General features: G+C 69.3%; 23 protein-coding genes and 3 pseudogenes. 13 read left to right on the top strand and 13 right to left on the bottom strand.

All coding sequences use genetic code 11. The features are described 5' to 3' along the window. Positions 1–64: 64 nt before the first annotated feature. Together GQF42_RS42935 and GQF42_RS42940 are read right to left on the bottom strand one after the other, a co-directional pair. Positions 65–919 (bottom strand): universal stress protein, encoded by an 855-nt coding sequence (locus GQF42_RS42935; protein WP_158929116.1) that lies wholly within the window; start codon positions 917–919, stop codon positions 65–67. A gap of 1,066 nt (positions 920–1,985) precedes the next feature. Continuing rightward, positions 1,986–2,213 (bottom strand): DUF1918 domain-containing protein, encoded by a 228-nt coding sequence (locus GQF42_RS42940; RefSeq protein WP_158929118.1) that lies wholly within the window; start codon positions 2,211–2,213, stop codon positions 1,986–1,988. Positions 2,214–2,486: 273 nt separating this feature from the next. On the opposite strand from GQF42_RS42940, the gene GQF42_RS42945 reads away from it, so the two are divergent. Beyond that, positions 2,487–3,590, top strand: coding sequence for a baeRF2 domain-containing protein (locus tag GQF42_RS42945; protein WP_158929120.1), 1,104 nt, complete (start codon positions 2,487–2,489; stop codon positions 3,588–3,590). 21 nt (positions 3,591–3,611) lie between these two features. Here GQF42_RS42945 and GQF42_RS42950 read toward each other — a convergent pair whose 3' ends face one another. The 3 genes from GQF42_RS42950 to GQF42_RS47910 all read right to left on the bottom strand — a co-directional run bounded on the left by GQF42_RS42950 (position 3,612) and on the right by GQF42_RS47910 (position 5,553). Beyond that, a complete protein-coding gene (locus GQF42_RS42950; protein ID WP_158929122.1) occupies positions 3,612–3,935 on the bottom strand; it encodes a hypothetical protein in 324 nt (107 codons plus the stop codon). Positions 3,936–4,018: 83 nt separating this feature from the next. Continuing rightward, positions 4,019–4,810 carry a slipin family protein gene (locus tag GQF42_RS42955; RefSeq protein WP_158929124.1) on the bottom strand — a complete coding sequence of 264 codons (792 nt, stop codon included), beginning with the start codon at positions 4,808–4,810 and terminating at the stop codon, positions 4,019–4,021. Positions 4,811–5,343: 533 nt separating this feature from the next. Further along, positions 5,344–5,553 carry an avidin/streptavidin family protein gene (locus GQF42_RS47910; RefSeq protein ID WP_376002527.1) on the bottom strand — a complete coding sequence of 70 codons (210 nt, stop codon included), beginning with the start codon at positions 5,551–5,553 and terminating at the stop codon, positions 5,344–5,346. Positions 5,554–6,043: 490 nt separating this feature from the next. On the opposite strand from GQF42_RS47910, the gene GQF42_RS42965 reads away from it, so the two are divergent. Together GQF42_RS42965 and GQF42_RS42970 are read left to right on the top strand one after the other, a co-directional pair. Next, entirely contained in the window at positions 6,044–6,880 is an 837-nt protein-coding gene (locus GQF42_RS42965) for a universal stress protein (RefSeq protein ID WP_158929128.1), read from the top strand. 87 nt (positions 6,881–6,967) lie between these two features. Continuing rightward, positions 6,968–7,456: a hypothetical protein gene (locus GQF42_RS42970; protein ID WP_158929130.1), complete on the top strand. Its 489-nt coding sequence runs from the start codon at positions 6,968–6,970 to the stop codon at positions 7,454–7,456. A gap of 191 nt (positions 7,457–7,647) precedes the next feature. Here GQF42_RS42970 and GQF42_RS42975 read toward each other — a convergent pair whose 3' ends face one another. Beyond that, entirely contained in the window at positions 7,648–7,902 is a 255-nt protein-coding gene (locus GQF42_RS42975; RefSeq protein WP_158929132.1) for a hypothetical protein, read from the bottom strand. A gap of 851 nt (positions 7,903–8,753) precedes the next feature. Here GQF42_RS42975 and GQF42_RS42980 point away from each other — a divergent pair. The 5 genes from GQF42_RS42980 (at position 8,754) to GQF42_RS42995 (ending at position 13,261) form a co-directional block, all read left to right on the top strand. Next, a complete protein-coding gene (locus GQF42_RS42980) occupies positions 8,754–10,961 on the top strand; it encodes a putative Ig domain-containing protein (RefSeq protein ID WP_158929134.1) in 2,208 nt (735 codons plus the stop codon). Positions 10,962–11,679: 718 nt separating this feature from the next. Further along, positions 11,680–12,111: a hypothetical protein gene (locus GQF42_RS42985; RefSeq protein ID WP_158929136.1), complete on the top strand. Its 432-nt coding sequence runs from the start codon at positions 11,680–11,682 to the stop codon at positions 12,109–12,111. 190 nt (positions 12,112–12,301) lie between these two features. Continuing rightward, positions 12,302–12,520 carry a DegT/DnrJ/EryC1/StrS family aminotransferase gene (locus GQF42_RS47085; protein ID WP_267906166.1) on the top strand — a complete coding sequence of 73 codons (219 nt, stop codon included), beginning with the start codon at positions 12,302–12,304 and terminating at the stop codon, positions 12,518–12,520. Further along, positions 12,451–12,822 carry a DegT/DnrJ/EryC1/StrS family aminotransferase gene (locus tag GQF42_RS42990; RefSeq protein ID WP_267906193.1) on the top strand — a complete coding sequence of 124 codons (372 nt, stop codon included), beginning with the start codon at positions 12,451–12,453 and terminating at the stop codon, positions 12,820–12,822. Before GQF42_RS47085 ends, GQF42_RS42990 begins: the two co-directional genes overlap by 70 nt. Positions 12,823–13,111: 289 nt before the next feature. Continuing rightward, positions 13,112–13,261, top strand: coding sequence for an arsenate-mycothiol transferase ArsC (locus GQF42_RS42995; protein ID WP_158931288.1), 150 nt, complete (start codon positions 13,112–13,114; stop codon positions 13,259–13,261). 7 nt (positions 13,262–13,268) lie between these two features. On the opposite strand, the pseudogene GQF42_RS43000 reads toward GQF42_RS42995, so the two are convergent. Then, a pseudogene (locus GQF42_RS43000) lies at positions 13,269–13,478 on the bottom strand (glycosyltransferase); the annotation flags it as partial. Position 13,479: 1 nt separating this feature from the next. On the opposite strand from GQF42_RS43000, the pseudogene GQF42_RS43005 reads away from it, so the two are divergent. Next, positions 13,480–13,608 (top strand): annotated as a pseudogene (locus GQF42_RS43005) (transposase); the annotation flags it as partial. Between the two features lie 122 nt (positions 13,609–13,730). Here GQF42_RS43005 and GQF42_RS43010 read toward each other — a convergent pair. Continuing rightward, entirely contained in the window at positions 13,731–15,311 is a 1,581-nt protein-coding gene (locus GQF42_RS43010) for a glycoside hydrolase family 32 protein (RefSeq protein WP_158929138.1), read from the bottom strand. Between the two features lie 159 nt (positions 15,312–15,470). Between GQF42_RS43010 and GQF42_RS43015 the strand changes: the two genes are divergently transcribed. The 4 genes from GQF42_RS43015 to GQF42_RS43030 are packed head-to-tail and all read left to right on the top strand — an operon-like array spanning position 15,471 to position 20,075. Continuing rightward, a complete protein-coding gene (locus GQF42_RS43015) occupies positions 15,471–16,880 on the top strand; it encodes an extracellular solute-binding protein (RefSeq protein ID WP_158929140.1) in 1,410 nt (469 codons plus the stop codon). After that, positions 16,877–17,824: a carbohydrate ABC transporter permease gene (locus tag GQF42_RS43020; protein ID WP_158929142.1), complete on the top strand. Its 948-nt coding sequence runs from the start codon at positions 16,877–16,879 to the stop codon at positions 17,822–17,824. Before GQF42_RS43015 ends, GQF42_RS43020 begins: the two co-directional genes overlap by 4 nt. 14 nt (positions 17,825–17,838) lie before the next feature. Beyond that, positions 17,839–18,693, top strand: coding sequence for a carbohydrate ABC transporter permease (locus GQF42_RS43025; RefSeq protein WP_158929144.1), 855 nt, complete (start codon positions 17,839–17,841; stop codon positions 18,691–18,693). Further along, a complete protein-coding gene (locus GQF42_RS43030) occupies positions 18,690–20,075 on the top strand; it encodes a glycoside hydrolase family 32 protein (RefSeq protein ID WP_158929146.1) in 1,386 nt (461 codons plus the stop codon). Before GQF42_RS43025 ends, GQF42_RS43030 begins: the two co-directional genes overlap by 4 nt. On the opposite strand, the gene GQF42_RS43035 is transcribed toward GQF42_RS43030, so the two are convergent. From GQF42_RS43035 to GQF42_RS43055, 5 genes and pseudogenes are all read right to left on the bottom strand, one after another. Next, positions 20,038–21,102: a LacI family DNA-binding transcriptional regulator gene (locus GQF42_RS43035; RefSeq protein WP_158931290.1), complete on the bottom strand. Its 1,065-nt coding sequence runs from the start codon at positions 21,100–21,102 to the stop codon at positions 20,038–20,040. The genes GQF42_RS43030 and GQF42_RS43035 overlap by 38 nt on opposite strands. Positions 21,103–21,764: 662 nt before the next feature. Then, positions 21,765–21,941: pseudogene (locus tag GQF42_RS48010) on the bottom strand (transposase); the annotation flags it as partial. A gap of 592 nt (positions 21,942–22,533) precedes the next feature. After that, positions 22,534–23,442 carry a class I SAM-dependent methyltransferase gene (locus tag GQF42_RS43045; RefSeq protein ID WP_158929148.1) on the bottom strand — a complete coding sequence of 303 codons (909 nt, stop codon included), beginning with the start codon at positions 23,440–23,442 and terminating at the stop codon, positions 22,534–22,536. A 262-nt stretch (positions 23,443–23,704) separates the two neighbouring features. Continuing rightward, positions 23,705–24,808: an NAD(P)-dependent alcohol dehydrogenase gene (locus GQF42_RS43050; protein WP_158931292.1), complete on the bottom strand. Its 1,104-nt coding sequence runs from the start codon at positions 24,806–24,808 to the stop codon at positions 23,705–23,707. Between the two features lie 2 nt (positions 24,809–24,810). Further along, positions 24,811–26,214 (bottom strand): aldehyde dehydrogenase family protein, encoded by a 1,404-nt coding sequence (locus GQF42_RS43055; RefSeq protein WP_158929150.1) that lies wholly within the window; start codon positions 26,212–26,214, stop codon positions 24,811–24,813. Between the last annotated feature and the right edge of the window lie 6 nt (positions 26,215–26,220).

Raw genomic sequence — 26,220 nt, forward strand, 5'->3', positions numbered from 1 at the left:
TCGACGAGGATTGTCGGGATCGCCGCGGGCGGCGCCGAGGGACGATCCAGTTGGCATGCGATGGTCAGGTGGGGACCTCAGGTCCGTGGGCGATGACTGCCAGGGGGCATTGGGAGAACTGCAGGAGGTGGTGGCTGACGGAGCCGAGGGCCAGTCCGTGGAAACCGCCGAGTCCACGCGAGCCGACGACCAGGAGATCGGCGCGGTCCGAGGCCCGGGACAGCGCGATGACCGGTGGTTCGTCGGGCAGTTGTTCCACCACCTTGACTTCGGGGTACTCGTGGCGCAGCGGAGCCAGCCACTCCTCCAGCGTCTGCCGTTGCTCCTTGGCCAGGGCGTCCTGGGCCGCGCTGACATGGGCGTGGGGCCCTGGATGGCTCCAGGCATGCAGGGCGTGCAACGGGGCGCCGCGCAGCGACGCCTGCTCGAAGGCGTAGGCCAGGGCCGCCCGGGAGTATGCCGACCCGTCGGCGCCGACGACGATGCGACCGTGCCCGGTGGGGACGTGGTTGACGATCACCACTGGACTGGCCGCGTGACCGACGACCTGAGTGGCGACCGAACCGATCAGCAGGCTTCCGAAGCTGCCCATGCCCTTGGCACCGAGCACCACCGTATGGGCGTGCTCCGCTTCGGCCAGCAGTACCGCCGCCGGGTTCCCCGAGGGGAGGGCGGATGTCACCTCAAGGTCTGGATGGGCTTCCCGCACGATGGCGGTTGCCTCGGTCGCCACTCCCTGGTCCCATTCGTTCCTCTCCCCGATGCGCTCTGCCTCGTTGGTCGCATAGGAGTGGAACAGGGGCAGGACGTGGATGATGCGCAAGGCGCGGTGACGCAGCGCCGCCTCGTGGGCGGCCCACACCAGAGCTCGCAGACTGCGGCCGGAGCCGTCGACTCCGACCATGATCGGATCAGTCATCAGCTTCTCCCATATGTGGACGTCGGTGTTCGCCGCCACGAGAACCGCGGATCTCCTCCATGTCGCAACGGATCACGGCGCCCGCCGGACACTGCGCCTCCCCCGTGGGTTCCTCCTCACCGGTCTCATGGTCGGGTGGAGTGGTGCGAACAGCCCTACCACTTCGGCGACGGGAAGTGACCCGGCGGTACTGACAAGGGCACATGCGGGGTGTCGCGGTCTGAGTCCGCACCAGCAGCCCATGCCCCTCGTCCTGCTTCCGCCGTCATCCAACACCGCACGGAGGTTTCTCACCAAGGGCCTTCCGACCCCGTTGTCCGTACCGGTTGGCCCACAGCAGTGCAAAGGCCGGTCCGGCCGAGTTCGTGTCGGGGCGAGAGAAGCGGGCGGCCACGGGCTCTGTGAACCCGACGTGTGGCTCGGCGACTCCGGACATCTGAGGCCGTGCGGAGGAGCACACTCATGCACTGGGAAACCATCCGCAAGGACACCGCTTCGGCAGCCCCGTTCCCGTGCTCAACCACGCCATCCACGCGTCCGTGCAGGACGGAGAGTGTCACCTGCGTGTTGGCTGCGCCGGTGGCCAGGCTCTCCATGACGAGTCGGTCGGCGAGGTCAGCTCGCATGATCGCGGCCGTCTCCTCAGAATGGTGCGGTACCAACCTGCCGTGCGGACACACCGCTGCACGGGGCGGGAGGCCCCTCCGCGAGGCGGGCGGCTCCTGTGCGGGAGGCACCACGAAGCACCGAACCGTCGAGGAGATCACGACCCGGGACGTCGTCCGGGCGCGGCCTGACACGCCGTTCAAGGAGCAGGCCCCGTCATGGAGGAAGTGGCTCTCGAGCCCGCAGCCGCAGGCCCGGCCGCCATGTCAGCCGAACAGACGGCGGACCCGTATTGTGTCGATGCGCCGCCAGCCGAGCCCGGGCAATAGCACGAGCTGGTCCTTGCGGTCTCTGCTGTCGTCCATCCCCGTGGAGATCGCGCCTCGCGCTGCGCGGCGCGGTGGCAGCCTGGCGCCGAATGCAGGCTGCGCGGAGCTGTTCCCGCCTACGGTCTTCCCGGTCACTGCCTCTCCCGGTGCGGCTGCCCGAACGAGGACTCATGTGCCGGATGGGTCTCGATCACGCATCCCGGGCCGGGAAAGATCTCTGTCTCGTGACCGTCTTCGTAGCGCACCCGATAGGGAGGTTCGCCGTTCTGGCCGAGCACTTTCGTGACGGTGGCATGGTGTTCGGGGGTTCCCACGGTTCTTCCGGTGAGCCGCAGCACGTCATCTTCATGCGCCTTCATCGTGACTCACCTCGTTCCCTGCCGTCCTTCCCTGACTTCGTTCAGGATGCCCCGGGAGATGGAGCGCGCAGAAGGGCCATTCGGGCACTCCGGCGGGCTGCCGGGCCCGTCGGTGTCAGACGCCCGCGACTCGTGCGGTGGGCAAGCGCGGCTCGTCGGGCGGGCGCATCCTGGAGTTGGCAGAGCCGCGGGCGCCAACCGGAACGTGTCCTGGTACGCCGGCATCCCCGGGCGTGGTGGCACGCGGCGTCGGCAGCCCACTCGGGAGTGGTCATGAGGCTTTCCTTCCTGGAACCTCTCTACAAGCAGCCCGGCCCTTTCGCGTCCGTCTATCTGGACACGTCCCGTGACGCCGCAATCGAGGATCCCGATGCTGCCGTACAACTGCGCTGGCGGCACCTTCGGGACGCACTGACGTCTGAGGGGGCGGACGGTGACTCCATCACCGCGGTGGCGGGCACCGTGGGCAGCGACGCGGACGTTCCCGGCACGCATGGTCAGGCCGTGTTCACCGCTCACGGACACCTGGCCCTGCTGGACGAGCTGCCCGCACCGCCCGCACGGGACACCGTGCACTTCGGAGCCCTGCCGGACACCATGCCGCTGATCGTCCAGCACGCGCCCGGGATCCCGTACCTGGCCGTGCACGTGCATTACGGCGGCCGTCACTCGACGTACGCCACCGGCACAGTACGGATCGAGGCCGAGGTGGGTACGTGGCCGCTGACCAAGGTCACGCCGGGCCACCGGCTGGACGAGGAGATCCCGGTGGGCGACTGGACCAGCGCCGCCGGGGAAGTCGGCCGGGAGCTGGAAGGCCACGCACGGCGTATCGACATCGAGACGGTGGTCGTCGCCGGGGACGTCTGGGCCCGCGGCATCCTCATCCGTCGGCTGCCGGCTGCCTTGCGCGGGCGGGCCATCACCGTGGAGGGCGTCGGTGAGTCCGAGCCCGGGCGGGCACTGCTGGAGCAGCGGCTCACAAGCCTCTTCACAGGGCGCATGGCCGCGCACGACCGGGCACTGCTGGACGTCTTCCTCGCCGAGCGGGCCCGCGACGGGGCCTCCGCGGAAGGCCTGGCCGCGGCCGTGTCGGCTCTGCAACGCGGCCGGGTCAAGACTCTTTTCCTCAACGACCATCCCGAGTCGCCGTTGCGCCTGTGGGTCGGTCCGGAGCCCGGCCAGCTCGCCCTGACCGAACAGGAGCTGCGCTCCTACGGCGTACGGGAACTCAGTGAAGAACGGGCCGACACGGCCCTTGCCCGCGCCCTCGTCGGCACGAGGGCCGAACTGGTCGTGGTGCCCGAGCAGGAGCTGAGGCTGGGTGAGGGTGTGGGCGTACTACTGCGCTACGCCGACCCCGGATCCCGTGAGTGAGGCGGGCTTCCGGGATGCGGCTCAATGCTGGTTCTCCAGCCCTGTGCCCAAGGTCGTACCCAACAGCTGGTCGTGCTGCGGAACGGTGGTGCCGCCGCCGGCCCGCACCGCTTCCACCACAGCTTGGTGCAGGTCGCGGCTGCCCTGCCGAGAGGGGCAGGACAGCGGGCTTCCGGTCAGCGTGAACCACTGGGAGGTGCCGCTGTACTGGACCTTGACAACGGCCTGTTTGCCGTCCCACGTGGTGTGCACAGTCAGGTCCCCGGTGACGATCCCGGCCTCGTCGGTCCGCACGCCCCCCTGCCCCGTGAACACGCCTGTCGTCGTCCATGATGTCTCGGCCATGACGCCTTCGGCCTTCCTTCGTGCATGCGGAGGTCTCTTGCTTCCGGCAGCCCCGCTTCCTGGTGCTTCGGGGCCCACCCGGCTCAGACTGGGACAGAGCTGCCGCTTCTCACCGGTTCCCTGCGTGTTCGGAGTTCGGGCCGAGACGCCGCACCCGTTCCGGCTTCGCCTTCGACAAACCGGGTCAGGGCCCGGACGCTTTCGAGGAACTGCGCAGGGAAGACGATGGTCGAGTTCTTCTCCGCGGCGATCTCGGCGAGGATCTGCAGGTTGCGCAGTTGCAGGGCGATCGGGTGGTCACTGATGACGTCGGCAGCCTCGGCGAGGCGGTTGGCGCTCAGGGCCTCTCCCTCGGCAGCGATGATCTTGGCACGCTTCTCGCGCTCGGCCTCGGCCTGGCGGGCCATGGCCCGCTGCATGCCGGCCGGCAGCTCGATGTCCTTCAGCTCCACCAGCAGTACGTAGATGCCCCATTGCTGGGTGAGTCCGTCGAGGATGTCCTTGATCTGGCTGTTGAGGGTCTCCGTGTCGGTGAGCACCTGGTCCAGCAGGGAACGGCCGACGACGTTGCGCACGGTGGTCTGGGCGATCTGACTCATCGCGGACGACACGTCCTCGATCTCGACGATCGACTTCACTGGGTCGACGCGGCGGAAGTAGGCGACCGCGGCCACTCCGATGGACACGTTGTCCCGGGTGATGACCTGCTGGGACGGGATCGGCATGGTGACCGTGCGCAGAGTGACCTTCCACATCCGGTCCGCCAACGGGATCATGAACCGGATTCCGGGGTCCCGGACACTGCGCAGCTTCCCGAAGCGGAACACGACACCACGCTGGTACTGCCGGACGATCGCGACTCCGAGGTTCGCCATGGAACCCACCTCCTTGAGACTCTGCCTTTCATGGTGACCTGGGCGCCTGCGGCAAGGCCCGTGCCATCCGACCCGCCGCCAGGGGCCGACCGGCCCCGGCTTGCCTGATGGCGAGCTGGCGACAGCTCCGGTGGGTAGGGCCGACCTACAGCGCCCGATGCGGAGCACCGGTGCGCCGAGCTGCCGGGCGGCGGCGTGCCAGGCCTGGGGCAGCGCGCTGTGCGTCATGGCACGAGCCTGGGCCCGGGTATGTTCGCTGTCCAAGCGCAGTGGGGCGGTGAGCAGCCTGGCCACCTGTTCGAAGGGGCTGCCATGCCAGTGCGCGGGCTTCCGCCTGGCCCACGGGCAACATCTGGGCGCCCGTGGCGTGCGCGAGGTGGAGGAGTCCTGCGTGAGCCCGCCTTCCGGGTAGCTGGACAATCGGTCCGGAACCGGGATCCGTGGTGTCGTCCAGGCGGCCGAACCCCGGCACCCCCAGGGTGGCGACAACCGATGGCTGCTCTTGTCGTTGCGTGGGCGCGAGCACTCCGTGATCACCCTATGGCGCGCGTGCCGTGCTCGTTGCGCCAGGCAACCGTCCAGCCGAGGGCGATGCCGTTCCCCGGGCTTGTCGGCCCGTCATGGAGTCCAGTGAGGAGGTACGTCCCCGGGGTGTGTCCTACGGCGGTTACGTACTTTCCGCTGATGGTTCCTTCCGGGTCCACCTCCGGGTGCATTTGTGAACCAAACTCTCGTTGTACCACTCTCCATTAATGAACATGATCTTCTCTCTACTCGCTCTCGCCGCCTGCGGCATCACGGGCCAGAACCGCCACTACCTACCTGCGGCGATTGCAACCCTAATGTTAAATACCCGGATGAATGAGGCGGATGTGTCCGAGGGTGGGAAGCGGGGCCGGGTCGCCAAACATCAGGCGCGAGCCCGAGGACGCCGTACGACCACGTGACCCGAGCCTTGCCCGCCGCGCTGTGCAAGTCCGACACGCGTGCATGGACGACGAGCCTCAACACCGCCGACGAAGTGAAACGGTCCAACACCGAACGTTTCCTTCTCCTCGTCGCTCACGATCGTGACGCAGGCCTGAACACCCCTGCCTCAGGGCCGAACGGTCCTGGAGAATTCCCCGTACGTCCCCGGCCCGAGGACAAGCGGCCTCTGGACGGCCTCAGGGAAGACGCCGATGGTGGAAGCCAGAGTCGTGATCCGCTGTGGTCGAGGGATGGTGGTCCGCCATGACCAAGCCGGCTGCCGGGCGGGTCATCGTCGGAGTGGACGACTCCCCGGCCGGATCGGCGGCGCTGCGTGTCGCCGTCGCCCAGGCCGCACTCGCGGGTCGGGAACTGGTTGCCGTACGCGCCTACAAGCCGCCGCCGCACCCCTACTCGACATGGCGAGGGCAACTGCTCGGGTGGCCGGGCAATCCGGCGGTTGCCCCGATGGATCCGTCCTCGCCGTCCTGGCAGCAGCTGAAGGAAGCCCGCGAGCAGCGTGAGAGAGATGCGGTGCGGCGAGCCTTCGCCCAAGCGGTGGGCGGCATTCCGCACGGCGTGCGGGTACGGGTGGTCACCTCCATGGGCTCGCCTGGCAAGGTGCTCGTGGCCACCGCGGACGTGGTCGACGATCTGCTGGTGGTGGGGAAAGCCCCGCCGTGTGGGCTGCGGCGCCTCTGGCCGTGGCGCTGGTTCCAGCGTTCACCCCGCCGCTACTGCGCCGCACACGCCGTCTGCCCGGTGTTGGCCGTCCCGGGGGACGCCTTCCTCAGCTCCGCCGCCGGAGAGTCGTTGCACTCGCAAGTCCTGGATGGAGCGCTGGACGCCACGCGCCGTGCACCCGTCGCCTCACCCCGCGCAAGGGAGCTGGGCGAGGCGAGGGTGTGGCCCGAACGCGCCTGCTGCTGCTTGGCCCCGCCGATGGTCAAGGCCGTTCTGCCGGCCGGCGACAGGCACACGGTGGACCTCTTCCTGTGCGGCCACCACTACCTGGCCTCGCTCGGCAGCCTGGCACTCGCCGACGCCATGGTCACGTTCGGCGAGCGCTCGTCCGTACTCTCACTGGTCGGGCGGCGGTAGCGAGCGGCGTCGAGTCGGCCGTCCCCGCCGGACTCATGGGAGGCCCGGATGAGGCACCTGTTCTACCCGCGCCACGGCGGTCACACGATGGCCATTCTGCCGCCACTGTGGACCAGGCTGCCCCTCACCGATCGCGTCGGCGTGGCCGCTCTCGTGCTGGTCGTCGCCTTTGTCGCCCTGATTGTCGGCACGAGGGTGAGGCAGGCTCTCGTCCGGCCGTTCCGGCGGTGCCCAGGAGGTCAGGCCGTCGAGCCGGTCGACACGTCATGGTTCGCTGCCCACACCCTGGACGGCTTCCCCGAGGAGGCGGTCCGCGCCGCCCTGAAGGCATCGGACACACCCTCGCTCGACCGCCTGTACGCCGCATGGGTGCTGGCCAACCACACCTGCGGGATGAGCGCCATGTGGCTGGAAAGGAACCTGGATCTCCCCGCTGATGTCGCGCACCTCATCGTCGCGGCCTCTGAAGAGAAGCGCCGGGCGGCAGAGGAGTCGCCCTCTCTTTCAGGGCATGACCATGGTCGACGAGCAGTGGGTACCGGCACTCCGCCTGCGGGGCAGACACGTGGGCATTGACCGGTGTCCGCGAGCGGTGGCCGGGCAGGCGCCGAGTGGTGTCGTGGCCGGGTGGGCCACCGCCTCACGCGGGTGCGTCGGGTGTCGAGGGGCCGTGACGCATGCGGTCCAGTTGCCGCTTCTCCTGACCGATGCGCAGTTGGGTGGTGAAGAAGCGCAGGAGTCGGGCTTCCTTCGGAGGTGAGCCGGCCTCAAGCGAGTGCCAGGCACCGGCCGTCGGCCGGCATGGTGCTGAAAGGGGCGTCCTCGGGGTTCTCAGGCGGGGTGAGGCCTGCTGCCGCCTGTGTCTCGCATCCGGCGTCAGCCCGCCGGAGGCGGGCGACGCCTTCCAGATCGAAGGTCCGGCGCAGGGCGACGACCAGCTCGGCGGGGGCCATCGTGCCGCCTGCCAGTGCGTCGGCGACCAGGCGGGCGAGGCTTTCGGTCTCCGTCTGGGAGCGGGCCACCTGGAGTGCCTGCCGGGCGAGGACGTCGACGAGGAGTCCTACTAGCTAGGCGGCCCACGCTCGTGCATCCCAACGCCGCCGGCCACGCCAACACCGCCACCAGGTCGCAGCCGCCATCCGCGCAGTTTCCCTTGGTGCTGCATACCCGCATGGTGCCCGGGCGCGCCAGTCACGACCCGGTGCGTGCCTGGAAGCCGGCTGCTTGGGATGGTGAAGCCCTGCTCGGCAGCACGAGCTGGAGCCGATGGAGCCGAACCGAAGCTCGAGAGCGGCGTGGAGCGAAGGAGATCACCGGCCGGCCTGGGGGGCTTTCTTGCGCCAGCCCCTTGCGTGGTGTCATGTACGGGTCCAGACTCCGGCTTGAGAACACGCGTGCACCTTGCGTGAACGTCCTTCACCCCCCGCCTCCGGGTATTCCCGGCTGCCTGAAGGGATGTTCAGTGCCACGCTTCACGCTCGACCAAGGACGCCGCTGTGCCGCTGTCACCAGGAGGGCGGCCGTGATCAGCGCAGCGACCTGGAGCAGCGAGACAGCACGAACGAGGCCGAGGGCGCCGGCCAGGAGCGTGATGAAGGCGATCGGCCACCGAGCATGAGAGCGCCGCTTGGAACGCGCCCTTCACGCGGACCGACGCCGCAGCCGCGGCAGCGCATGGCAGATCGGGAGTGACGCGCATCCGCCGGCCGGCGGGACGAGGCCGCGCGGAACGTCCGGGCACCACCCGGCGTAGGCGTGCCATGCCGCGCTCTCACCCGATGCGGCTCCGACGTACGAAGGACGGTGGCACCGGGATTCACACCGTCCTGCATCACCGGCATCCGGCATCCCCGTTTACACAGCTAGGAGAAGCATGTCCAGATCCAGACCGGGAAGAGGAAGAAGACCGCTACTGATCGGTGTCCTGGCCGCGGCCATGGCGTTCGCCGCTCCCGCCTTCGCCACTCCCTCGCTCTCCGCCACCGCCTTAGCTGCCCCCCACGCCGCTGCCCCCGCCCTCGCCCAGGTCAGCAGCGACCCGTACTCCGACTCGCAGGCCCAGCACGCCACCGAGGTCGAGCCGGACACCTACAGCTTCGGCAGCACCGTCATCGCCGCCTTCCAGGTCGGGCGGGTCTCAGGCGGCGGGGCGTCCAACATCGGGTGGTCGACCTCCACCGACAGCGGGCAGACCTGGACGCACGGCTTCCTGCCCGGCTCCACCACGAATACCGGCGGCCCGTACTCCGCCGCCAGCGACGCGTCCGTGGCCTACGACGCCAAGGACGGTGTATGGATGGTCTCGTGGCTGGGCATCGGCTCCGGAAACAACGTCGATGTAGACGTCAGCCGCTCCACGGATGGCGGCCACAGCTGGAGCGCCCCGGTCACCGTCTCCACCGGCACCTTCGACGACAAGAACTGGACGGTCTGCGACAACCACCCCGCCAGCCCGTACTACGGCCACTGCTACACCGAATACGACGACGCCAACGCCGGCGACGCCGAGCACATGAAGACCTCGACCGACGGCGGCGCGACCTGGGGCGCGCAGCAGAGCCCGGCCGACAGCCCGAGCGGGCTCGGCGGGCAGCCGGTCGTGCAGCCCAACGGCACCGTCGTCGTACCGTTCTCCTCCGCCAGCGAAGACAGCGAACGCGCCTTCACCTCTGCCAACGGCGGCGGCAGTTGGGGCTCCAGCGTTCAGATCGCCACCGTGTCGCACCACCCGGTGGCCGGCCTGGAAGACGATGCCGCCGACATGTCGCGGCTGGACACGCTGCGCGAGGGACCGCTGCCGTCCGCCGAGATCGACGCCTCCGGTCGGGTCTACGTGGTCTGGTCCGACTGCCGCTTCCGTACGAGCTGCACCAGCAACGACATCATCATGTCGACCTCGACGAACGGCAGCTCATGGAGCTCACCGGCCCGTGTGCCGATCGACGCGGCCAACAGCTCCGCCGATCATTTCGTGCCGGGTATTGGCGTGGACCCCAGCAGCTCCGGCACCACCGCCCGCATCGCGCTGACGTACTACTACTACCCGAACGCCTCCTGCACGGACACCACCTGCCAGCTCAATGCCGGCTACGTCTCCTCCGCCGACGGCGGGAGCACGTGGACGACGCCGGCCCAGCTCGCCGGCCCCATGACCCTGGCCTGGCTGCCGAACACCACGCAGGGCCGGATGTTCGGCGACTACATATCGACGTCCGTCCTGTCCGGCGGCAACGCCGTCACCGTCATCCCCATCGCCCACGCCCCCAGCGGCAGCACCTTCGACGTGTCGATGTACGCACCGACCGGTGGCCTGCCGATCGGCAGTGGTCAGCCCGGCGGCAACACCGTAACCGTCACCAACCCCGGTGACCGGACCGGCACCGTCGGCACCGCGGCGAGCCTGCAGATCGCGGCGACCGACTCCTCCTCGTCCGCCAAGCTCACCTACAGCGCGAACGGCCTGCCGCCCGGCCTGACCATAGCCTCCACCGGCGGCCTGATCTCCGGCACACCCACCGCCGCCGGCACGTACCACGTGACCGCCACCGCGACCGACGACACGAGCGCCACCGGCTCCACCACCTTCACCTGGACCGTCAACCCGGCCGGTGGCGGCACCTGCACCACCACCGGCCAGAAGCTCGGCAACCCCGGCTTCGAGTCCGGCAACACAGTGTGGTCCGCCAGCTCCGGTGTCATCGGCCAGTACGGCTCACAGGGCGAGCCCCCGCACAGTGGTACCTGGAACGCCTGGCTGGACGGCTACGGCAGCTCCCACACCGACACCCTCTCGCAGTCCGTGACCATCCCCTCCGGCTGCAAGGCCACCCTCAGCCTCTACCTGCACATCGACACCGCCGAGACGACGACCTCCACCGCATACGACACGCTCACCCTCAAAGCCGGCGGCACCACTCTGGCGACCTACTCCAACCTCAACGCCGCCACCGGCTACAGCCAGAAGACCTTCGACCTGTCCTCCCTCGCAGGGCAAACCGTCACCATCACCTTCACCGGCGCCGAGGACAGTTCCGCCCAGACCTCATTCGTCATCGACGACAGCGCCCTGACACTCAGCTGACCCGGCCAACTGCGCCGTCCGCGGTGGACTGGCTGCGCAGCAGCGGCGATGAGCGACAGCGCCTCCGCGATCTGCACCGCTCGCGGTGTGCTGTACGTCGACTCGTGATCCCATCAGCAGGCCGGAGCTGCCACAGCCGGAACGGCTTTCGCCCCGGCTGTGGCAGCGGAGTTCGAATGAAACGGCTGACGTCCGGACCAGCCCAGCCCAGTCCGTGCGCGAGTCCCGGCAGGCCTCTTGGAAGTCGCGCCCTGCGGCGCGGCTGATGGTCGTCCTACCTGCTCGACTCTCCGCTCTCGCTGCGAACGGTCCACTGAACGGCTCGCGTTGCCGGGGGGCGGACCATGCACGCGCGCGGCACGCCCATGGCTCCAGCAGCAGGCCTTCGCGTGTGCCGTCTCACCTCGATCCCACTGTGCGTCCGAGATCCGGCACCGGCCGCTGGCTGATCACCCAGGCGAATTCGCCCTGTGGTTCGATCGCCGAGCAACAGTGCCGTACTCTCTGCCAGTCCTATCGCCTGCGTGGCGGGGAGCCACGCCAAGTGGGGGGAATTCAGCCTAAAAGTGAGCAGAACTGCCGGGCACCGCGCGAGTCGGCGCGGTGCCCTTCTCATGGCCGCCGTAGGCGCGATCACCGCGCTGGCCGGAACTCTCGTCGTCTCGGTCGATACGGCAGGCACGGCGACTTCACGGGCACCAACACCTACGACCTGCTGGTGCGCTGGAGCGACGGCAGCCTCACCCTCTTCCCCGACGTCGACGCGCACGGCCTGCACAGTCAGATCACACTCGTCAAGCCGGGCACGCTGTGGCAGCACGAGGTCGGCATGACGGCGGGCCGGTACACCACCGACGACCACTGGCCCGACGACCTGATCGTGCGCTGGTCCGACGGCGAGACCACGCTCTACAAGAACATCAACTCCACCGGTCTCCACAGCGAGGTCCGGCTCAATCCTGCCAACTCCACCTGGACACACGCCACATCCCTCACGTCCGCCGACTTCGCCGGGACCAACGAGTCGGACCTCGTGGTCCGCTGGTCCGACGGCGAACTGACCCTGTACCAGGACAGCGGCAACAGCCTCGGCACGGAAGCCGTACTCGCGACCGCGTCCGGCTCGTCGCTGCCGTACTACCGACGCTGACCACGCAGACCCCTGGGCCAGGGCCCAGGGGACTCCTGGCGGTGGTTTGCTGACGGCGGTTCGTCTGGGAGCCCGTGATGTCTAAAACTGACGATCATCGTTGGCACCTGGGTATCCGATCACTACGGAGATCCAACCACGCTGCCGCCGACCCCGACCATGCCTGGCCAGGGGAGTGCGGTCGGGGTTCGTGGACATCGACCCGGCCACACTGTGCGTGACCGTCCAGCTCGTCATGGATGCCATCACGGACAAGACGGCCGCCGTGCTCCCCATCCTGTTCGGCGGACGGGCCGTCGACCTCTCCCACGTCGGCAAGGAATTGGCTGCATCGCCATCATCGAAGTCGCCGCGCACGCCTTCGGCTCCCGCAAGGGCGCCGGCCGTGTCGGAGCGACCGGAGATCTGACCTGCTTCTCCTTCGGCCCGCTCAAGAACCTCACCTGCGGCCAGGGCGGCATCGTCATACCGCGCACCCACGCCGAGGCCGGCACGATCCGCCGGATCCGGATGCTCGGCGTGGTCCAGCCCCAGACCGGACGCGCCAACACCACCAGCTACCGCGTGGAGGGCTCCGGACTGCGCTACCAGATGTCCGGCATCAATGCCGCCGTCGGTCTCGCCCAGCTCGGCCACTTCGAGCAGACAGAGACCGCCGCCGCGTGCTGTGGCGCGCATAACAGCGCGCCCTGGCCGGCCTCGACGGCGTGACGATGGTCGACGTCGGCCCCGACCGCTCCGTGCCGCACCTGTGCCAGGTCCACATCCCCAACCGAGACGGCGTCCACGCGCGGATGAAGGCCCGCGGTATCGGCGTTGGCGTCCACTGCCCGCCCCACCACCTCCAGCCGGCGTTCGCCCAGTGGTGGCGCGTTCTGCCCGCCACCTCAGGCGGCCGGGGAGATCCTGACGCTGCCGTTCCACCAGCACTTGACCGAGACCGACATCGACCAGGTCGCTACGGCGCCCGACGAAGTCCTCAAGACCTGGGAGCCGCATCATGCACAAGGTCCTGACCGTCTGCCTCGGCAACTACTGCCGCAGCCCGTTCGCCGAACTCGTCCTGGCCCACCGCGGCGGCGCAGAGCTGAAAGTCCGCTCGGCCGGGCTGATCGGGAAGTGGAAGGCGAACCTGCCAACGAGTCCATGATCACCGCTGCCGATGAGGCCAGCGGTACGAACACCGCGGGTTTGCCCAGCGCTGTCAGCTCCGCCAGCGTCCCCGCACCACTGCGGGAGATCACCACGCCGGCCAGCGCGAGCACGTCCGGCAGCTCCGGGCCGACGAACCCGGCCAGGTAGTACCGGCCGGCCAGTTCGGAGGGCAGCCCTGCCGCTCGTGCCCGCAGGCTCTCCTCGTTGGCCGGGATGTGGGACCGGATCGAGCCGCTGATGCCGGCTGATCCGGTCCGTGGAAGACAGTGGGCCGACCACCGCCGGATTCTGGAAGCCATCGCGTGGAAGTACCGCACCTGCTCACCCTGGCGCGATCTGCCAGGTTCGCTGCCCAGGGCGCTCGCCGGCGCCTCGGGCACCGGCATGTCGTCTCCCTGCTCCCAGGGGTGCGCGCTCGGCCGCGGCATTCACACAACCTGTGCCCGGGTGGGGAGTCGGCTGCCTCACATGGTGAACTCCCGTATCACCACGTCCCGGAAGACGGCCGTACCGCCGACGGTGAACAGCGTCAGTCCGGTGTCCACGAGATAGGGGAACGCCTCCGTGGAATGCACGTACCGTCCGTCGTCCACGAACATCTCGACGGACGTACGGTCCACCAGGATCCGCAGCGTCACCGTACCCGCGGACGGGTCGAACGGTGTGTGGCTCTCCTGCCACTTGCCGGAGGTGTCGGGGTTGACGGCGCCGCGCCGGTTGAGGAACGCGAAGTCGCTGTAGATGCCGGCGTCGATGTGCCGGCTGCCGTCGGCGGAGCGGCGCAGTTGCAGGCCCGCGCCGGTGAGTTGGTTCCAGGTGATCCGGCAGGTCAGCTCATAGGCGGTGCCGGTGTAGTCCAGTACGCGGCTGCCGTCGACCTCGATGTCGCCGAGGTTCACCGTGCGCGAGACGTGGTCGTCCAGGTCGGCGACGGGTTCTGAGGCGAGGTAGTACGCGCCGGAGACTGTCCGCTTCAGCGTGACCTCGCGGACGATCGAGTCGGTGCCGTTGAAGCCGTCGCAGTCGATGGTGGGCGTGGTGTTGGCGTAGTCCCAGTTGTTCAGCCAGCCCATCGCGTACCGGGTGGCGGGGTCGGGCGAGCCGTCGGCGAGGTGCTTCTCGAAGGTGACGGCGCCGTACCAGTCGAAGCCGTGGTCGAGCCACTGCGGGTCGGTGGCGTCGGCGGTGAACGTGCTGCCGTCGAAGCTGCCGGTCCAGTAGGCGTATGTGTTCGGCAGCCCCGAGCCCTTTCCGTTGGCGCTCACCCCGAGCACCCACTTCGCGGTGCCGTCCGCGCTGGTGATCCGGAACAGGTCCGGGCACTCCAGCGCGCCGAGCCCCTCCTTGACGAAGTCACTGACGGAGGTCCACTTCTTCAGGTCGTCGGAGTGGTAGAAGCCCACCTTGGTGCCCTCGGCGAGGGCCATCACCCAGCGGCCGCGCTCCTCGTCGCGTATCACCTTGGGGTCGCGGAAGTCGGTGACGCCCGGGTTGGGCAGCACCGGATCGGTGCCGTAGTTGGTGAAGGTACGGCCCCGGTCGGTGGAGTAGTACAGGAACTGCTCCTGGTGGTCCGTGCCGCCGCCGGGCGACATGGTGGCGATGACGACGACCGTGCCCGCCCCGAATCCCGCGGTGTTGTCCGTGTCGACCACCGCCGAGCCCGACCAGACGTCGCCGTTGGGGGTCGTGTCCTTGGGTACGGCGACGCCGCCGTCCTGGAAGGTCACCAGGTCGGTGCTGGTGGCCAGGCGCCAGGCCGTGCCGACGACTCCGGTGAAGTAGTCCGCGTTGTACAGGTAGTAGTAGTGGTACTTGCCGTCGATCCACACCGGCCGCTGCGGGTCGTTCTTCCAGCCGTCGGGGACCGTGTGGTGGTACTCGGCGCGGTAGCTGGCGCAGCCGGTCGTCGCCTTCGGCCGCGCCTTCGCCGGCTTCGGCGCGGCGGCTGCCGACACGGCCGTGGCTGGCGGCGCGGGCAGCATCGCGGCCGCCACCCCTACGGCCGACCCTGCGAACAGGGCCCTCCTGGACATCCCGGGCATCACACATCGTTCCTCTCGTGAGAACGGCGGCTCATGTGAAGCAGGACTGTGCGACCTAACTCGTTAAAGGTCAAGGGTGCACGACTCTTGACACGGCTGTAGGGCGCTTCACATCATCTGGGGCATCAACCCTGATCTAACACGAGTTAGGCGCGCTGGATGACCGACTCGCACTTCACCCGCCGCACGCTGCTGCGGTACGGCACCTACGGGGCGGGAGCCGCCGCCCTGGCCGGCACCGCCGCGAGCTGGGATCGGCTCACCGGGGCCGACATACCCGGCCGCGACGACGGCTCGCTCGTCGTCGCCACCCTCGGCCCGGCCTACGGGCCGGAGGCGATCAGCACGCTCACCGAGGGCTTCCGGAAAGTGCACCCGGACATCAAGCTCCGGATCAACGCGGTGCAGGCCGTGGACTGGTCGGACTTCTTCGCGAAGATCCTCACCCAGATCGCGGCGGGCACCGCCCCCGACCTGGTCTACGTCGCCACCGAGGGTGTCCAGCTGTTCGCGCAGCGCCTCGGCGTGCCGCTGGACCGCTGGGTGAAGCGTGACGCGGCGCAGCTGAAGGAGTACTTCGCCGACGTCCACCCCTCGCTGGTGGAGTCGATGATGTACGAGGGGCATCTCTACCAGCTGCCGGTCGAGTTCAACGCGGCGGACATGTACCTCAACCGGCAGGTGCTGCGGCGGGCGGGCGCAGACTTCCCGGCGCCGGACTGGACCCGCAACGACTTCACCACGCTGCTGCGGGCCATGAAGAGGTCCAGCGGCTCCCAGTTCACCCCGTACTTCTGGACCAACCGGCTGTGGGGCGGCGTGGTGCCCTGGCTGTTCAACAACGGCACCAACCTCCTCGCCGAGTCCAAGGCACCCGGCGGCGCCTGGCTGTGGGACTCCTTCTATCCGGCCGCCGAACGCAGGGGCCGCGGTGGCGGCTTCCGCTGGACGACCCCGCAGGCCACGGACGACCGCGTCGAGGAGGCGTACGACTATCTCGCCTCCCTCATCCACGAGAACCTCTGCACCCGCCCCGAGGGCGGCAACGGCCAGAACCTTGTCGGCGTGTTCTCCACCGGCCGCGTCGGCGTCACGCCCGCGGGCGGCTTCTGGGCGGGCGGACTGCACCTGGCCGGCATGAAAGCCGACGCCTACGACGTCCAGTACTTCCCTCGCTGGCGCACTCAGCGCATGCAGTTCGGCGCCGCCGGCTACGCCCTGCTGCGCACCTCCGAGAAGCAGGACGAAGCCTGGGAGTTCATCAAGTACGCCGCCCGCAAGGACACACTCACGGCGCTGTTCGACACCAACCAGACGACCCCGGCGCGCCGTTCGCTGCTGACCGCCGGCCGCTACAAGGAGACCGGTCCGGCACACTGGCCGGCCTTCTACGGCACTCTCGACAAGTTCCCCGACACCGGACCCATCCCCGCGCCGCCGCAGGTCGCCGAGGTGACCGAGGTCCTGCTCAAGCACACCGGCACCGCCCTGGCCTCCCCGCGCTCGGTGCGCCCCGCGCTGCGCCGGATGCAGAGCGACCTGGAGAAGGCCATGGAGCGTGAAGTATGACGAGCACCCAGATCACCACGCCCGTAAGGACGCCGGCAGGTCAGTCGCCCGCCCCGCGCCGGTCACCCCGGGACCGCGGAACCCGCCTGCTGGCCACACTGTTCCTGGCACCCACCCTCGTCGGCATCGTCGTCTTCACGGTCGTACCGATCGTCGGCTCGGTCGTGCTCAGCCTGTTCCAGTGGAACGTCATCGACTCCCCCAGCTTCGCCGGGACCGCCAACTACCGTGAGATCTTCGGCAATTCGACCGTGCTGGTCTCCTTCCGCAACACCCTCGTGTTCATGGTGTTCGCGGTCGCGCTGCAAATGCTCGTCGCGCTGGCCCTTGCGCTCACGCTGACCGGACGGATGCCGGTGTGGCTGCGCTCGGTGTTCCGCTCGGCGTTCTTCTTCCCGCTGGTGCTGTCCGCCGCATCGATCTCCGTGGTGATGAAGTACCTCTTCAACCAGGACTTCGGGGTGGTGAACTGGCTGATCGGACTGGTCGGGATCGCCCCGGTGCCGTGGCTGACCTCCGAGAACGCGGCGATGGCGACGGTGGTCATCGTCTACGTCTGGCAGCAGTTCGGTTTCTCGTTCCTGCTGTTCGTCGGCGGCCTGAACAACATCCCCAAGGAGATCCACGAGGCGGCCTCCCTCGACGGCGCGACCGGACTGCGCAAGCACCTGCACATCACGCTGCCGCTGCTGTCGCCGACGCTGCTGGTGGCGACCGTGGTCGGCGTGATCAACGCGCTGCAGGTCTTCGAGCAGCCGTACGTGCTGACGAACGGCGGGCCCGGCGACTCCACCCGCACCGTCGTGATGGTCATCTACGAGACCGCGTTCGAGCAGTTGCGCTTCGGCGAGGCGTCCGCGGTGGGCGTGCTGCTCTTTGTGCTGATCATGGCGGTGACCGCCCTCCAGTTCCGGCTCAGCCGGCGTTTCGTCCACTACCAGTGAGCCGGGTGAGTCCCTTGAGCCAAGCAACACTGTCCCCGAGCCACGCCCGACACGCGCTCGGGCCGTGGGCACGCATCGCCGCTCTGACCGTGTGCGCGCTGTTGACCCTCGGCCCGGTCATCTGGACCGTGTCGACCTCGCTGCGCACCCCGGCCCAGTCCTTCGACCTGCCCCCGAAGATAATCCCGACGCATCCCACGACCGCCGCGTACCGCGGGGTGTTCGACCAGCTAGACGTGTGGCTGCTCGCCCTCAACTCCACGCTGGTGACCGCGCTGATCGCGGTCGGCCAGATGATCACGGCGGGACTGGCCGGGTATGCGTTCGCCCGCCTCGAATTCCGGTTCAAGAAACCCCTGTTCGGGCTGGTACTGGCAACGATGATGGTGCCGCTGCAGGTCACCATCGTGCCGGTCTTCCTGGTGCTGAAGTCGATGGGCCTGACGGACACCCTGCTCGGCCTGATCATCCCGGCCTTCCCCACGGCGTTCGGCACCTTCCTGATGCGCCAGTACTTCCTGGGCATGCCCAAGGACCTGGGCGAGGCGGCCATGCTGGACGGAGCTGGGCCCTGGCGGATCTTTCGGTCCGTGTACGCGCCGCTGGCCGCGCCCGGTCTCGCGATCGTCGGCGTGCTGGCCTTCAACTACCACTGGAACGAGTTCTTCCGGCCGCTGATCCTGGAGACCTCCGGCCAGAACTACACCTTGCCCCTGGGCCTCGTCTCCCTCCAGGGCAACCTCGGCACCGGCTCCATCTCGGTGGTCCTCGCCGGCGTCGTCCTTTCCATGCTCCCCGCCGTCGCCGTGTTCGTCGTCGGCCAGCGCCCTCTGCGCGAGGGCATCACGTCCGCAGGAGTCAACCGTTGAAACATGACCCAAACGCTCCGCGTTTCAGGGTCCGCCCGCCCCACAACTGGATCAACGACCCCAATGGTCCGTTCCGTTGGCGGGACCGCTACCACCTCTTCTACCAGCACAACCCCGACGCTCCGCTACACGCGAACGTCCACTGGGGCCACGCCTCCAGCCCCGACCTCGCACACTGGGAGCACCACCCGATCGCGCTCACCCCGACACCCGGCGGCCCGGACGAGGCCGGCTGCTGGTCCGGCTGCGTGGTCGACGACGACGGCGTACCGACCGCCGTGTACACCGGCGTCGACCGCCACCACACCGGCCTCGGCTCCATCTGCCTGGCCCGGGCCGTAGTCCCCGGCGACGAGACGCTCACCGATTGGAAGCCGCTGCCGACGCCCGTGGTGGCCGGTCCGCCGGCCGACCTGGACGTGGTGATGTTCCGCGACCCGTTCGTGTTCACCGACGGCGGGCGGCGATGGGCGCTGGTCGGCGCGGGACACGCCGACGGTACGCCGTCGGTCCTGCTGTACGACTGCGACGACCTGGCCGACTGGCGGTTCGCCGGAGTGTTCCTCGACGGCAACGACCCCGTGGCGGCAGAGCTGTTCGGCGATCGGCCCGTCGGCTGGGAATGCCCGCAGATGTATGCGACGACCAGTGGGGAGTCGGTGCTCGTGGTGTCGCTGTGGGACGGGGACCCGTGGACCACAGGCTACCTGACGGGACGTCTACGTCCTTACCATGACGGCGAGTTGCGCTTCGAGGCGCGCACCGGCGGCCTGCTCGACCATGGGCGGGACTTCTACGCGCCAGCCGTGCTCCAGGAGCCGGACCGGGCCCTGATGTGGGGCTGGTCCTGGGAAGCTCGCGAGCAGGGCGACGTGGACCTCGCCGGGTGGGCCGGTGTCCTCACCGCGCCGAGAGAGGTGGACGTACATCCGGACGGCACGCTGCACGTCGTACCGCCGAAGCAGTTCGAACTGCTTCGCGCGGCCGAGCCGTTCGTCACCGCGCCGGGCGGCCGGGTACCGCTTCCGCAGTCGTACGACCTCGCCGTCACCGCACACGGGCCCACCACCGTGAGCCTGCTGCGGTCCGCCTCCGGTGCGGAGGTGACGGTGCGGCTGGACCCGGACGCGGGCACCGTGACGCTGGATCGCGGTGACTGGCCGCGCACGCCCGCCGACGGGTCGGCGCCGATCGTGGTGCGGACGCCGGGCAGCAAGCTGCGGATGCTCGTCGACGGTTCGTTGATCGAGCTGTTCGTCGACGATCGGGCCACGATCACCGAGCGTGTCTACCTGCGCCCCGACGACGTGCCCGAGCTCGTCGTGTCGGGGGCGGCGACTGCCGTCACGGGGTGGGAGCTGGTCCCACGGACGCACGACTGATCACCGGGCAGGCGATGCGCCGCGTGGTGGCGGGCGGGGTGCGTCCGGTTTCGATGGAGTCGAGGAGGAGCCGGGCGGCGGCTTCACCCATCGCGTGGTGCGGGAGCGCGACCGTGGTCAGGGGCGGGGTCAGGAACTCGGCCATGTGCTCTTGATCGTCGTAGCCGACCACCGACAGATCGGCGGGGACGGCGATGTCGAGCCGGGTCGCGGCATGCAGGACGCCCGCCGCGACCCGGTCGTTGTAGCAGAAGATCCCGGTCGGGCGGTGATCGGCGGGCGCTCCGTCGAGGATCCGCATCGCGCCCTCGTATCCGCCGGAGATCTCGCCCCCGGTGCGCAGGACCCACTCCTTGGGGACCGTGATCCCCTCGGCGCGCAGGGCGTCCCGGTAGCCGCGCAGCCGCTCGACGGAGGCGATGTCGTCCTGGCCACCGACCACGGCGACCCGACGGTGTCCCTTCTCCAGCAGGAGCCGGGCGGCGGTGCGGCCTCCGGCGCGTTCGGCGGGGATGACGGAGGGCAGGGAGTCGTCCTCGGGCAGGCAGTTGGCGAGGACGGAATGGGTGCGGTGCAGGCCCTCGGGGACGCGGACCCGACGTAGCGACATGGCGGCGTAGATGATGCCGTCCACGCGTCGGTCGAGGAGTTCGGCGACGGCAGCGTCCTCCTTGGCGGGGTCGCCGCCGGAGTCCACGGTCAGGACAAGGTGCTCGTTGTCCCAGGCGGTCTCCATCGCGCCGCGCAGCAGCCGGCCCGCGAAGGGTGTGGAGGCGATCTCGTCGGTGACCAGGCCGATCACGGCCGTACGACGGCGGCGCAGGCCGCGGGCAACGGGGTCGGGGCGGTAACCGAGCTGTTCGGCGGCCTGACGGATGCGTTCCTGGGTGGCGGGTGAGAGATTGCCCTCGGCGCGCCCGTTGAACACGAAGGAGACAGCGGTGTGGGACACGCCGGCGAGCCGGGCGACGTCCCGTGACGTGGGACGCCCGGACCCCGCCGACTGCCTCTCCTCCGTGCCGCCCATGCCGCGCGCTGCCCTCATATCCGCCCGTCCGATTGATCACTGCTCACCCTATCCGTGACGCTCGGTGTACGACACAGCCGAGGGAGATTTCCCGTGCAGAGGGCATCTCCACGCCGCCGACGGTCTCGGCAACCTCCACGCCACAATCTGTACCGCGAGGGCTTTGTCGCTCAGCGCACGTGCCTCGGTTCGGCGTGGCCGACACTTGGACTCGTGCTGATCGTCTTTCCAGGTGTCCCAGACACCAATACCGAGGCCGACACATGCGACTAAGCGGTCCTGGTGAAGTTCGCTGCTGATCCTTCGATGTCGTTGAGTTCGGGGCTGCGGGGCTGCGGGGCAGCAGGCAGAACGGCTCCACCCGGATCTTCACCAGCTGCTCGCGGCGGCCCTTGAAATCCCTGTCCAGGTGCACGGAGGCGTTGTCCAGCACCACGGTGCACGGTCTCGACCGTCGCCAGACAGGCAGTGCGGGGCCCGACACCGTCCGCGGCCGGGGCCGGCGCGGCGGCCTCGCCGGGCAGGCCGGCCAGCCGACAACAGACGAACTCCAGCAACACGGCCGCGTCGATCTCACCGGGAGTGTGCTCCCACCACAGATCAGGATCGGCGCCCACGACCAGGGCGCCCAGCACGTTGATACGCCGGTCGCTCTTGTCCTCGCCGATGCGGCGCGCCTGGAGGGCGGCGCGCAGCTGGGGGTCCCGGCCGTAGGCTTCGTCGCCGGTCACCCAGGAGGCGGTGATCCCGGCGTCCAGCGCGGCTTCGATCATTTTCGCAGCCAGACGTGGCTTGGTGGCGAACTGCACAGCCTCGGGTATCCCGGCCGAGCGGGTGCGGTGGTTCGCTCGCTGGCGTGCCGACATGATGGCGGATCTGCGATCCGGGAGCAGTGATCATCCGCTGCGGTGTGCGTTCGTGGACACGGTGCGGCGGTGGGACCTGGATCACGGGCTCATCGAGGAGCACCTGGACGCCAATGAGGCGGAGGCCGAGGCCCCGCCGGTGTTCGAGACGTTCGCCGACCAGCGCCGCTACCCGAGGAGGATCACGGGGACGATCGCGCAGCTGTGCTCGCCACGTCCCGCGCGTACCCGGACTCGCCGGGCTGGTCCGAACAGGAACAGCGGCAGGTCGCCGCGCCAGCGGGAGAAGGAACGCGACCTCACTGGTGTGATCCTGACGCACGCCTTCTGGAACGAGGCCCCCGGATCCGCACGGCCTGATCCCCGCTCCCAGCTCAAGTACGCGCTCGGCAGCGGGGACAGCGAGGGTCGGGAGTCGGGCGTAGCCGTGGCGGACCGCCCCTCCGAGCCGTCGCCCGTCACCGTGGTCCTTCCCGACGGCCAGTGGCCCTTCACCGGCTTGAGGAGTGCGGTGGTGGCTGGCCGCCGACAGAGCTGGCGGAGGCCGGGCCAACTGACGGCAGCGTTACGGCCGGGGCCTGTTCGCGAACACCCACCGGTTGCCCGCCAGCGCGTCGTTCTGCTCGGGCAGCGGGCCGCATCCGTGCTGGCGGGTGAAGTCGAAGGGGGTGTGGACCGATGTGGACCAGCCTTTGCTCGCCAGATCGCCCGCGGAGTCGGGCCTCGGCCCTCCATCGAACAGGCTGAGCAGGTCGATACCGATCTGGTGTTTCGTCGAGGTGTAGATCGGGCTGTCGCGATATTCCAGCAAGTCCTTCTCAAGTTTGACCTCGAACGCCAGAGCGCTTCCCCCCGTGCTCAACCGGTCCACCGTGTCGATGAGGTATGTCTCGGCGGCGTTGGGCAGGTAGAACAGCAATCCCTCGGCCAGCCAGACGCTCGGTGCGGCCGTGTCGAAGCCGGCGGCGGTCAGTGCCCGGGCCCAGTCGGCGCGCAGATCGATCGGGATCGGTACCCGCGCTGCCTTCGGGGTGGCCGACAGTCCGCCGAGCACCTTGTGCTTGAACGCCAGCACGTGTTCCGTGTCGATCTCGAAGATCACGCAGTCGGGAGGCCAGTCGAGTCGGAACGCCCGCGAATCCAACCCGGCCCCGAGCAGAACTACCTGGCGGGTGTTGCCAGCGTGCACCGACTGGAGGAGAAAGTCGTCGAGGACCCTCGTCCGCAGACCGAAGTAACGCGCGAATCGCCCCCACAGCGGGTTAGCGTCCCCGTCCGGAACCTGTTGTGTGCGGACCGGCCAGCCCGCGGACACCGGTGCGGCGAGCACGAAGTGTTCTGCGTAGACGTCCTGTGCCAGGCTGTCGTGGCGGTGGGTCTCGATCGCCCGTGCCGCGGCGACCATGAGAGCGGTCAGGCCGATACCCCCTTCCACGCCTTCCGCACCGGTGTTCGGTTGTGCTGTGCCGACCATGTGTCCTCCCTTGGCGCGAGTAGAGACCACGAACAGCGAGGAATGCGAACGATGGGTCTGCGGTGAACGCACGAGGTTGCACCTCTGGGTGATCCGTCCCTCGGGGGAGCCCGATGGCGCGCAGCCCTGCGGCCATCCGGCATTGGTCCGGCCGGCTCGGCACGGGTCAGTTCGCCGCGCGGACCGGCCACGGCGGTGCGGTGCCGGTGACGGTCTGTCAGGACGCGGTCGCGCGGACAGGCAGAGGCGTTGAACGCCTCGCTCATCGGGTCCTCCCCGCCGGGACCAGGACGGGTTTGACCACGCGGCCCGCGTCACAGTCGTGTTCGGCCTCGTTGATGTCGGCGAGTGGGTACGTACGGATCAGCTGGTCGAAGGGAAACCGCCCGGCCTGCCACAGTCCGGTCAGTCGTGGAATCAGCAGTCCCGGCACCGCGTCCCCCTCGCAGATGTGGGAGATCCTCCTGCCCCGGTCCAGCGTCCCCGGGTCGAGCGGCAGCGCGGTGTGGAGCCGTGCCACCAGGCCGAGGTGGCCGGTCGGGCGCAGGGCCCGCAGCGCGTTGTTGATCAGCTGGATGGAGCCCGTGGTGTCGAGTGCGTACTGCGCGCCGCCGTCGGTCAGTTGCTGAATGCGGTTGGGCAGGGCGGTCGATGCGGCGTGCAGCGGGATCGCGTGGAGCCGCTCGGCGAGGGCCAGCCGTTCGGGGTGCCGGTCGACGGCCACGGTCACCGCCCCGGCCGCGGTGGCCGCCATCACCGCGGCCAGACCCACTGCTCCCGCGCCGAAGACGGCGAGGGTGTCGCCGGGGCCGACACCGAGGGAGTTGAAGACTGCTCCGGCGCCGGTGAGGAAGCCGCAGCCGAGCGGTCCGAGCAGTTCGAGGGGCAGCGAGGGATCGACCCGGACGGCGTTGCGGGCCGCGACCATCGCGTACTCGGCGAACGATGACTGGCCGAACCACCGGGGGGCCAATTCGCCCCCGGCTGCGTCGGTGAGCCGCGCCGTGTTCTCCTTGCGCCCTCCGAAGAGGTTGAGGGAGGCGAAGGAGTCACAGTAGGCGGGGGCCGCACCCATACAGTTCCGGCAGTGACCGCAGGAGTCGAAGCTCAGCACGACGTGGTCGCCGACGCTCAGACCGGTTACCGGGCCGCCCGTCTCCACCACGACACCGGCCCCCTCGTGGCCGAGCACCGCCGGCAGCGGTGAGCGGCCCGCCGAACGCCGGACCGCGAGATCGGTCCGGCACATCCCGCAGCCCGCGATCTCGACCAGGATCTCGCCGTCGGCCGGCCCCGCGTTCAGGACCACCTCCTCGACGGCGAATCGGCTCTCGTACGACCGCAGTACCGCCGCACCGAACCTCATCGTCACGCCTCCTTTGGACGGTGCACGACGAACGGCCTGAGGTTCCCGTACAGCCCCCACGGCCCGCCCGCGACGCCGACCCCACTGTTCTTGATGCCCGCGAAGGGCTGGGCGAGGGAAAGTTCGGCGTGGTGATTGATCCACGCCGTCCCACATTCCAGCCGGTCGGCCACCGCCTCGGCCCGGTCGAGGTCCGTCCCCCATACCGAGCCGCCCAGCCCGAAGCCGGTGTCATTGGCTGCCTCGACAGCTTCGTCGAGGCTCCTGTACGGCAGCACCGGCAAGAGCGGACCGAACTGCTCCTCCGTCACCACCGCGCTATTGGAGGGGACATCTGTCAAGATCGTCGGAGCGAAGAAGTAGCCCGGTCGGTCCGGCCGGTAGCCACCGGCCACAGCTCGGGCACCGTCTGCCAGGGCCTGGGCCGTGTAGTGCTCGACCCGGGCCAGTTGGCGGGGGTTGTTGACCGGCCCCAGCTGCGAGCCCGGGTCGAGCCCGGCTCCGACGACGGCGGTCTTCGCGCGCTCCGCCAGGGCCTCGACCACCTGGGAGTAGAGCCGGGCCGGGGCGTAGACGCGCTTGACCGCCATGCAGACCTGCCCGCAGTTGCGGAAAGCCGCCCAGAACAGCCGGTCCGCGATCCCCTCCACCTCCACGTCCTCCAGCAGGATGGCGGCATCATTACCGCCCAGCTCCAGGGTGACCCTGGCGAGCGAGGCCGCCGCACCCTCCGCCACGGCCCGTCCGGTGGGAATCGAACCGGTGAAGGTCACGTGACAGATCCCCGGATGGGACGCGAGGCGGGCGCCGAGGGGTTCGCGACCGGTGACGATCGTCAGCACGTCCTCGGGGAGGGCGGTGGAGATGACGGACCCCAGCAGCCGCGTGGCAAGGGGCGTGAACGGGGACGGCTTGAGCACCACCGTGTTGCCTGCGGCGAGCGCGGGCGCGAACTTCGCCGACGCGAGCTGGAGTGGAAAGTTCCACGGGACGATTGCGGCGACGGGCCCGAGCGGTCGCCAGCGGATCTCGCTGTGCAGCGGCCGACCGTCCGTGATCAGCTGGGGACCGGGGAGCAGCTCGGCGAAATAGCGCAGGCGGGCCGCCGTGCGGGCGATCTCCGCATACGACTCGACCAGGGGTTTGCCCTGTTCACGGGTGAGCAGCTGAGCGAGGTCGGCCCCGGCCGTCTCCACGGCGTCGGCTGCCGCGAGCAACGCGGTCGTACGGGCGGCCGGCTCGGCCCGCCAACTACGCCAGGCATCGCGGGCCCGGTCGACGACGGCGTCCAACTCGTCCGGCTGCTGGTCGGGAGCCTCGTCGAATACCTCGCCCGTTGCCGGATCGAGGACGGCGAAGCGGTCGCCGCGGGTCCCGATCGTCCGACGAGGCTGGCTGGTCGGCATGCCGGC

The sequence above is a fragment of the Streptomyces broussonetiae genome, from assembly GCF_009796285.1.
GTDB classification, from domain to species: Bacteria; Actinomycetota; Actinomycetes; order Streptomycetales; family Streptomycetaceae; genus Streptomyces; species Streptomyces broussonetiae.

What these genes read in the sequence shown, in the direction of transcription:
- GQF42_RS42995 (WP_158931288.1), top strand. Translation starts at nt 13,112, where the DNA reads ATGCACAAGGTCCTGACCGTCTGCCTCGGCAACTACTGCCGCAGCCCG.
- GQF42_RS43050 (WP_158931292.1), bottom strand. Translation starts at nt 24,808, where the DNA reads ATGAGGTTCGGTGCGGCGGTACTGCGGTCGTACGAGAGCCGATTCGCC.
- GQF42_RS42935 (WP_158929116.1), bottom strand. Translation starts at nt 919, where the DNA reads ATGACTGATCCGATCATGGTCGGAGTCGACGGCTCCGGCCGCAGTCTG.
- GQF42_RS43055 (WP_158929150.1), bottom strand. Translation starts at nt 26,214, where the DNA reads ATGCCGACCAGCCAGCCTCGTCGGACGATCGGGACCCGCGGCGACCGC.
- GQF42_RS42940 (WP_158929118.1), bottom strand. Translation starts at nt 2,213, where the DNA reads ATGAAGGCGCATGAAGATGACGTGCTGCGGCTCACCGGAAGAACCGTG.
- GQF42_RS42980 (WP_158929134.1), top strand. Translation starts at nt 8,754, where the DNA reads ATGTCCAGATCCAGACCGGGAAGAGGAAGAAGACCGCTACTGATCGGT.
- GQF42_RS42965 (WP_158929128.1), top strand. Translation starts at nt 6,044, where the DNA reads ATGACCAAGCCGGCTGCCGGGCGGGTCATCGTCGGAGTGGACGACTCC.
- GQF42_RS42945 (WP_158929120.1), top strand. Translation starts at nt 2,487, where the DNA reads ATGAGGCTTTCCTTCCTGGAACCTCTCTACAAGCAGCCCGGCCCTTTC.
- GQF42_RS42955 (WP_158929124.1), bottom strand. Translation starts at nt 4,810, where the DNA reads ATGGCGAACCTCGGAGTCGCGATCGTCCGGCAGTACCAGCGTGGTGTC.
- GQF42_RS42970 (WP_158929130.1), top strand. Translation starts at nt 6,968, where the DNA reads ATGGCCATTCTGCCGCCACTGTGGACCAGGCTGCCCCTCACCGATCGC.
- GQF42_RS43045 (WP_158929148.1), bottom strand. Translation starts at nt 23,442, where the DNA reads ATGGTCGGCACAGCACAACCGAACACCGGTGCGGAAGGCGTGGAAGGG.
- GQF42_RS43015 (WP_158929140.1), top strand. Translation starts at nt 15,471, where the DNA reads ATGACCGACTCGCACTTCACCCGCCGCACGCTGCTGCGGTACGGCACC.
- GQF42_RS42950 (WP_158929122.1), bottom strand. Translation starts at nt 3,935, where the DNA reads ATGGCCGAGACATCATGGACGACGACAGGCGTGTTCACGGGGCAGGGG.
- GQF42_RS43020 (WP_158929142.1), top strand. Translation starts at nt 16,877, where the DNA reads ATGACGAGCACCCAGATCACCACGCCCGTAAGGACGCCGGCAGGTCAG.
- GQF42_RS43010 (WP_158929138.1), bottom strand. Translation starts at nt 15,311, where the DNA reads ATGCCCGGGATGTCCAGGAGGGCCCTGTTCGCAGGGTCGGCCGTAGGG.
- GQF42_RS43035 (WP_158931290.1), bottom strand. Translation starts at nt 21,102, where the DNA reads ATGGGCGGCACGGAGGAGAGGCAGTCGGCGGGGTCCGGGCGTCCCACG.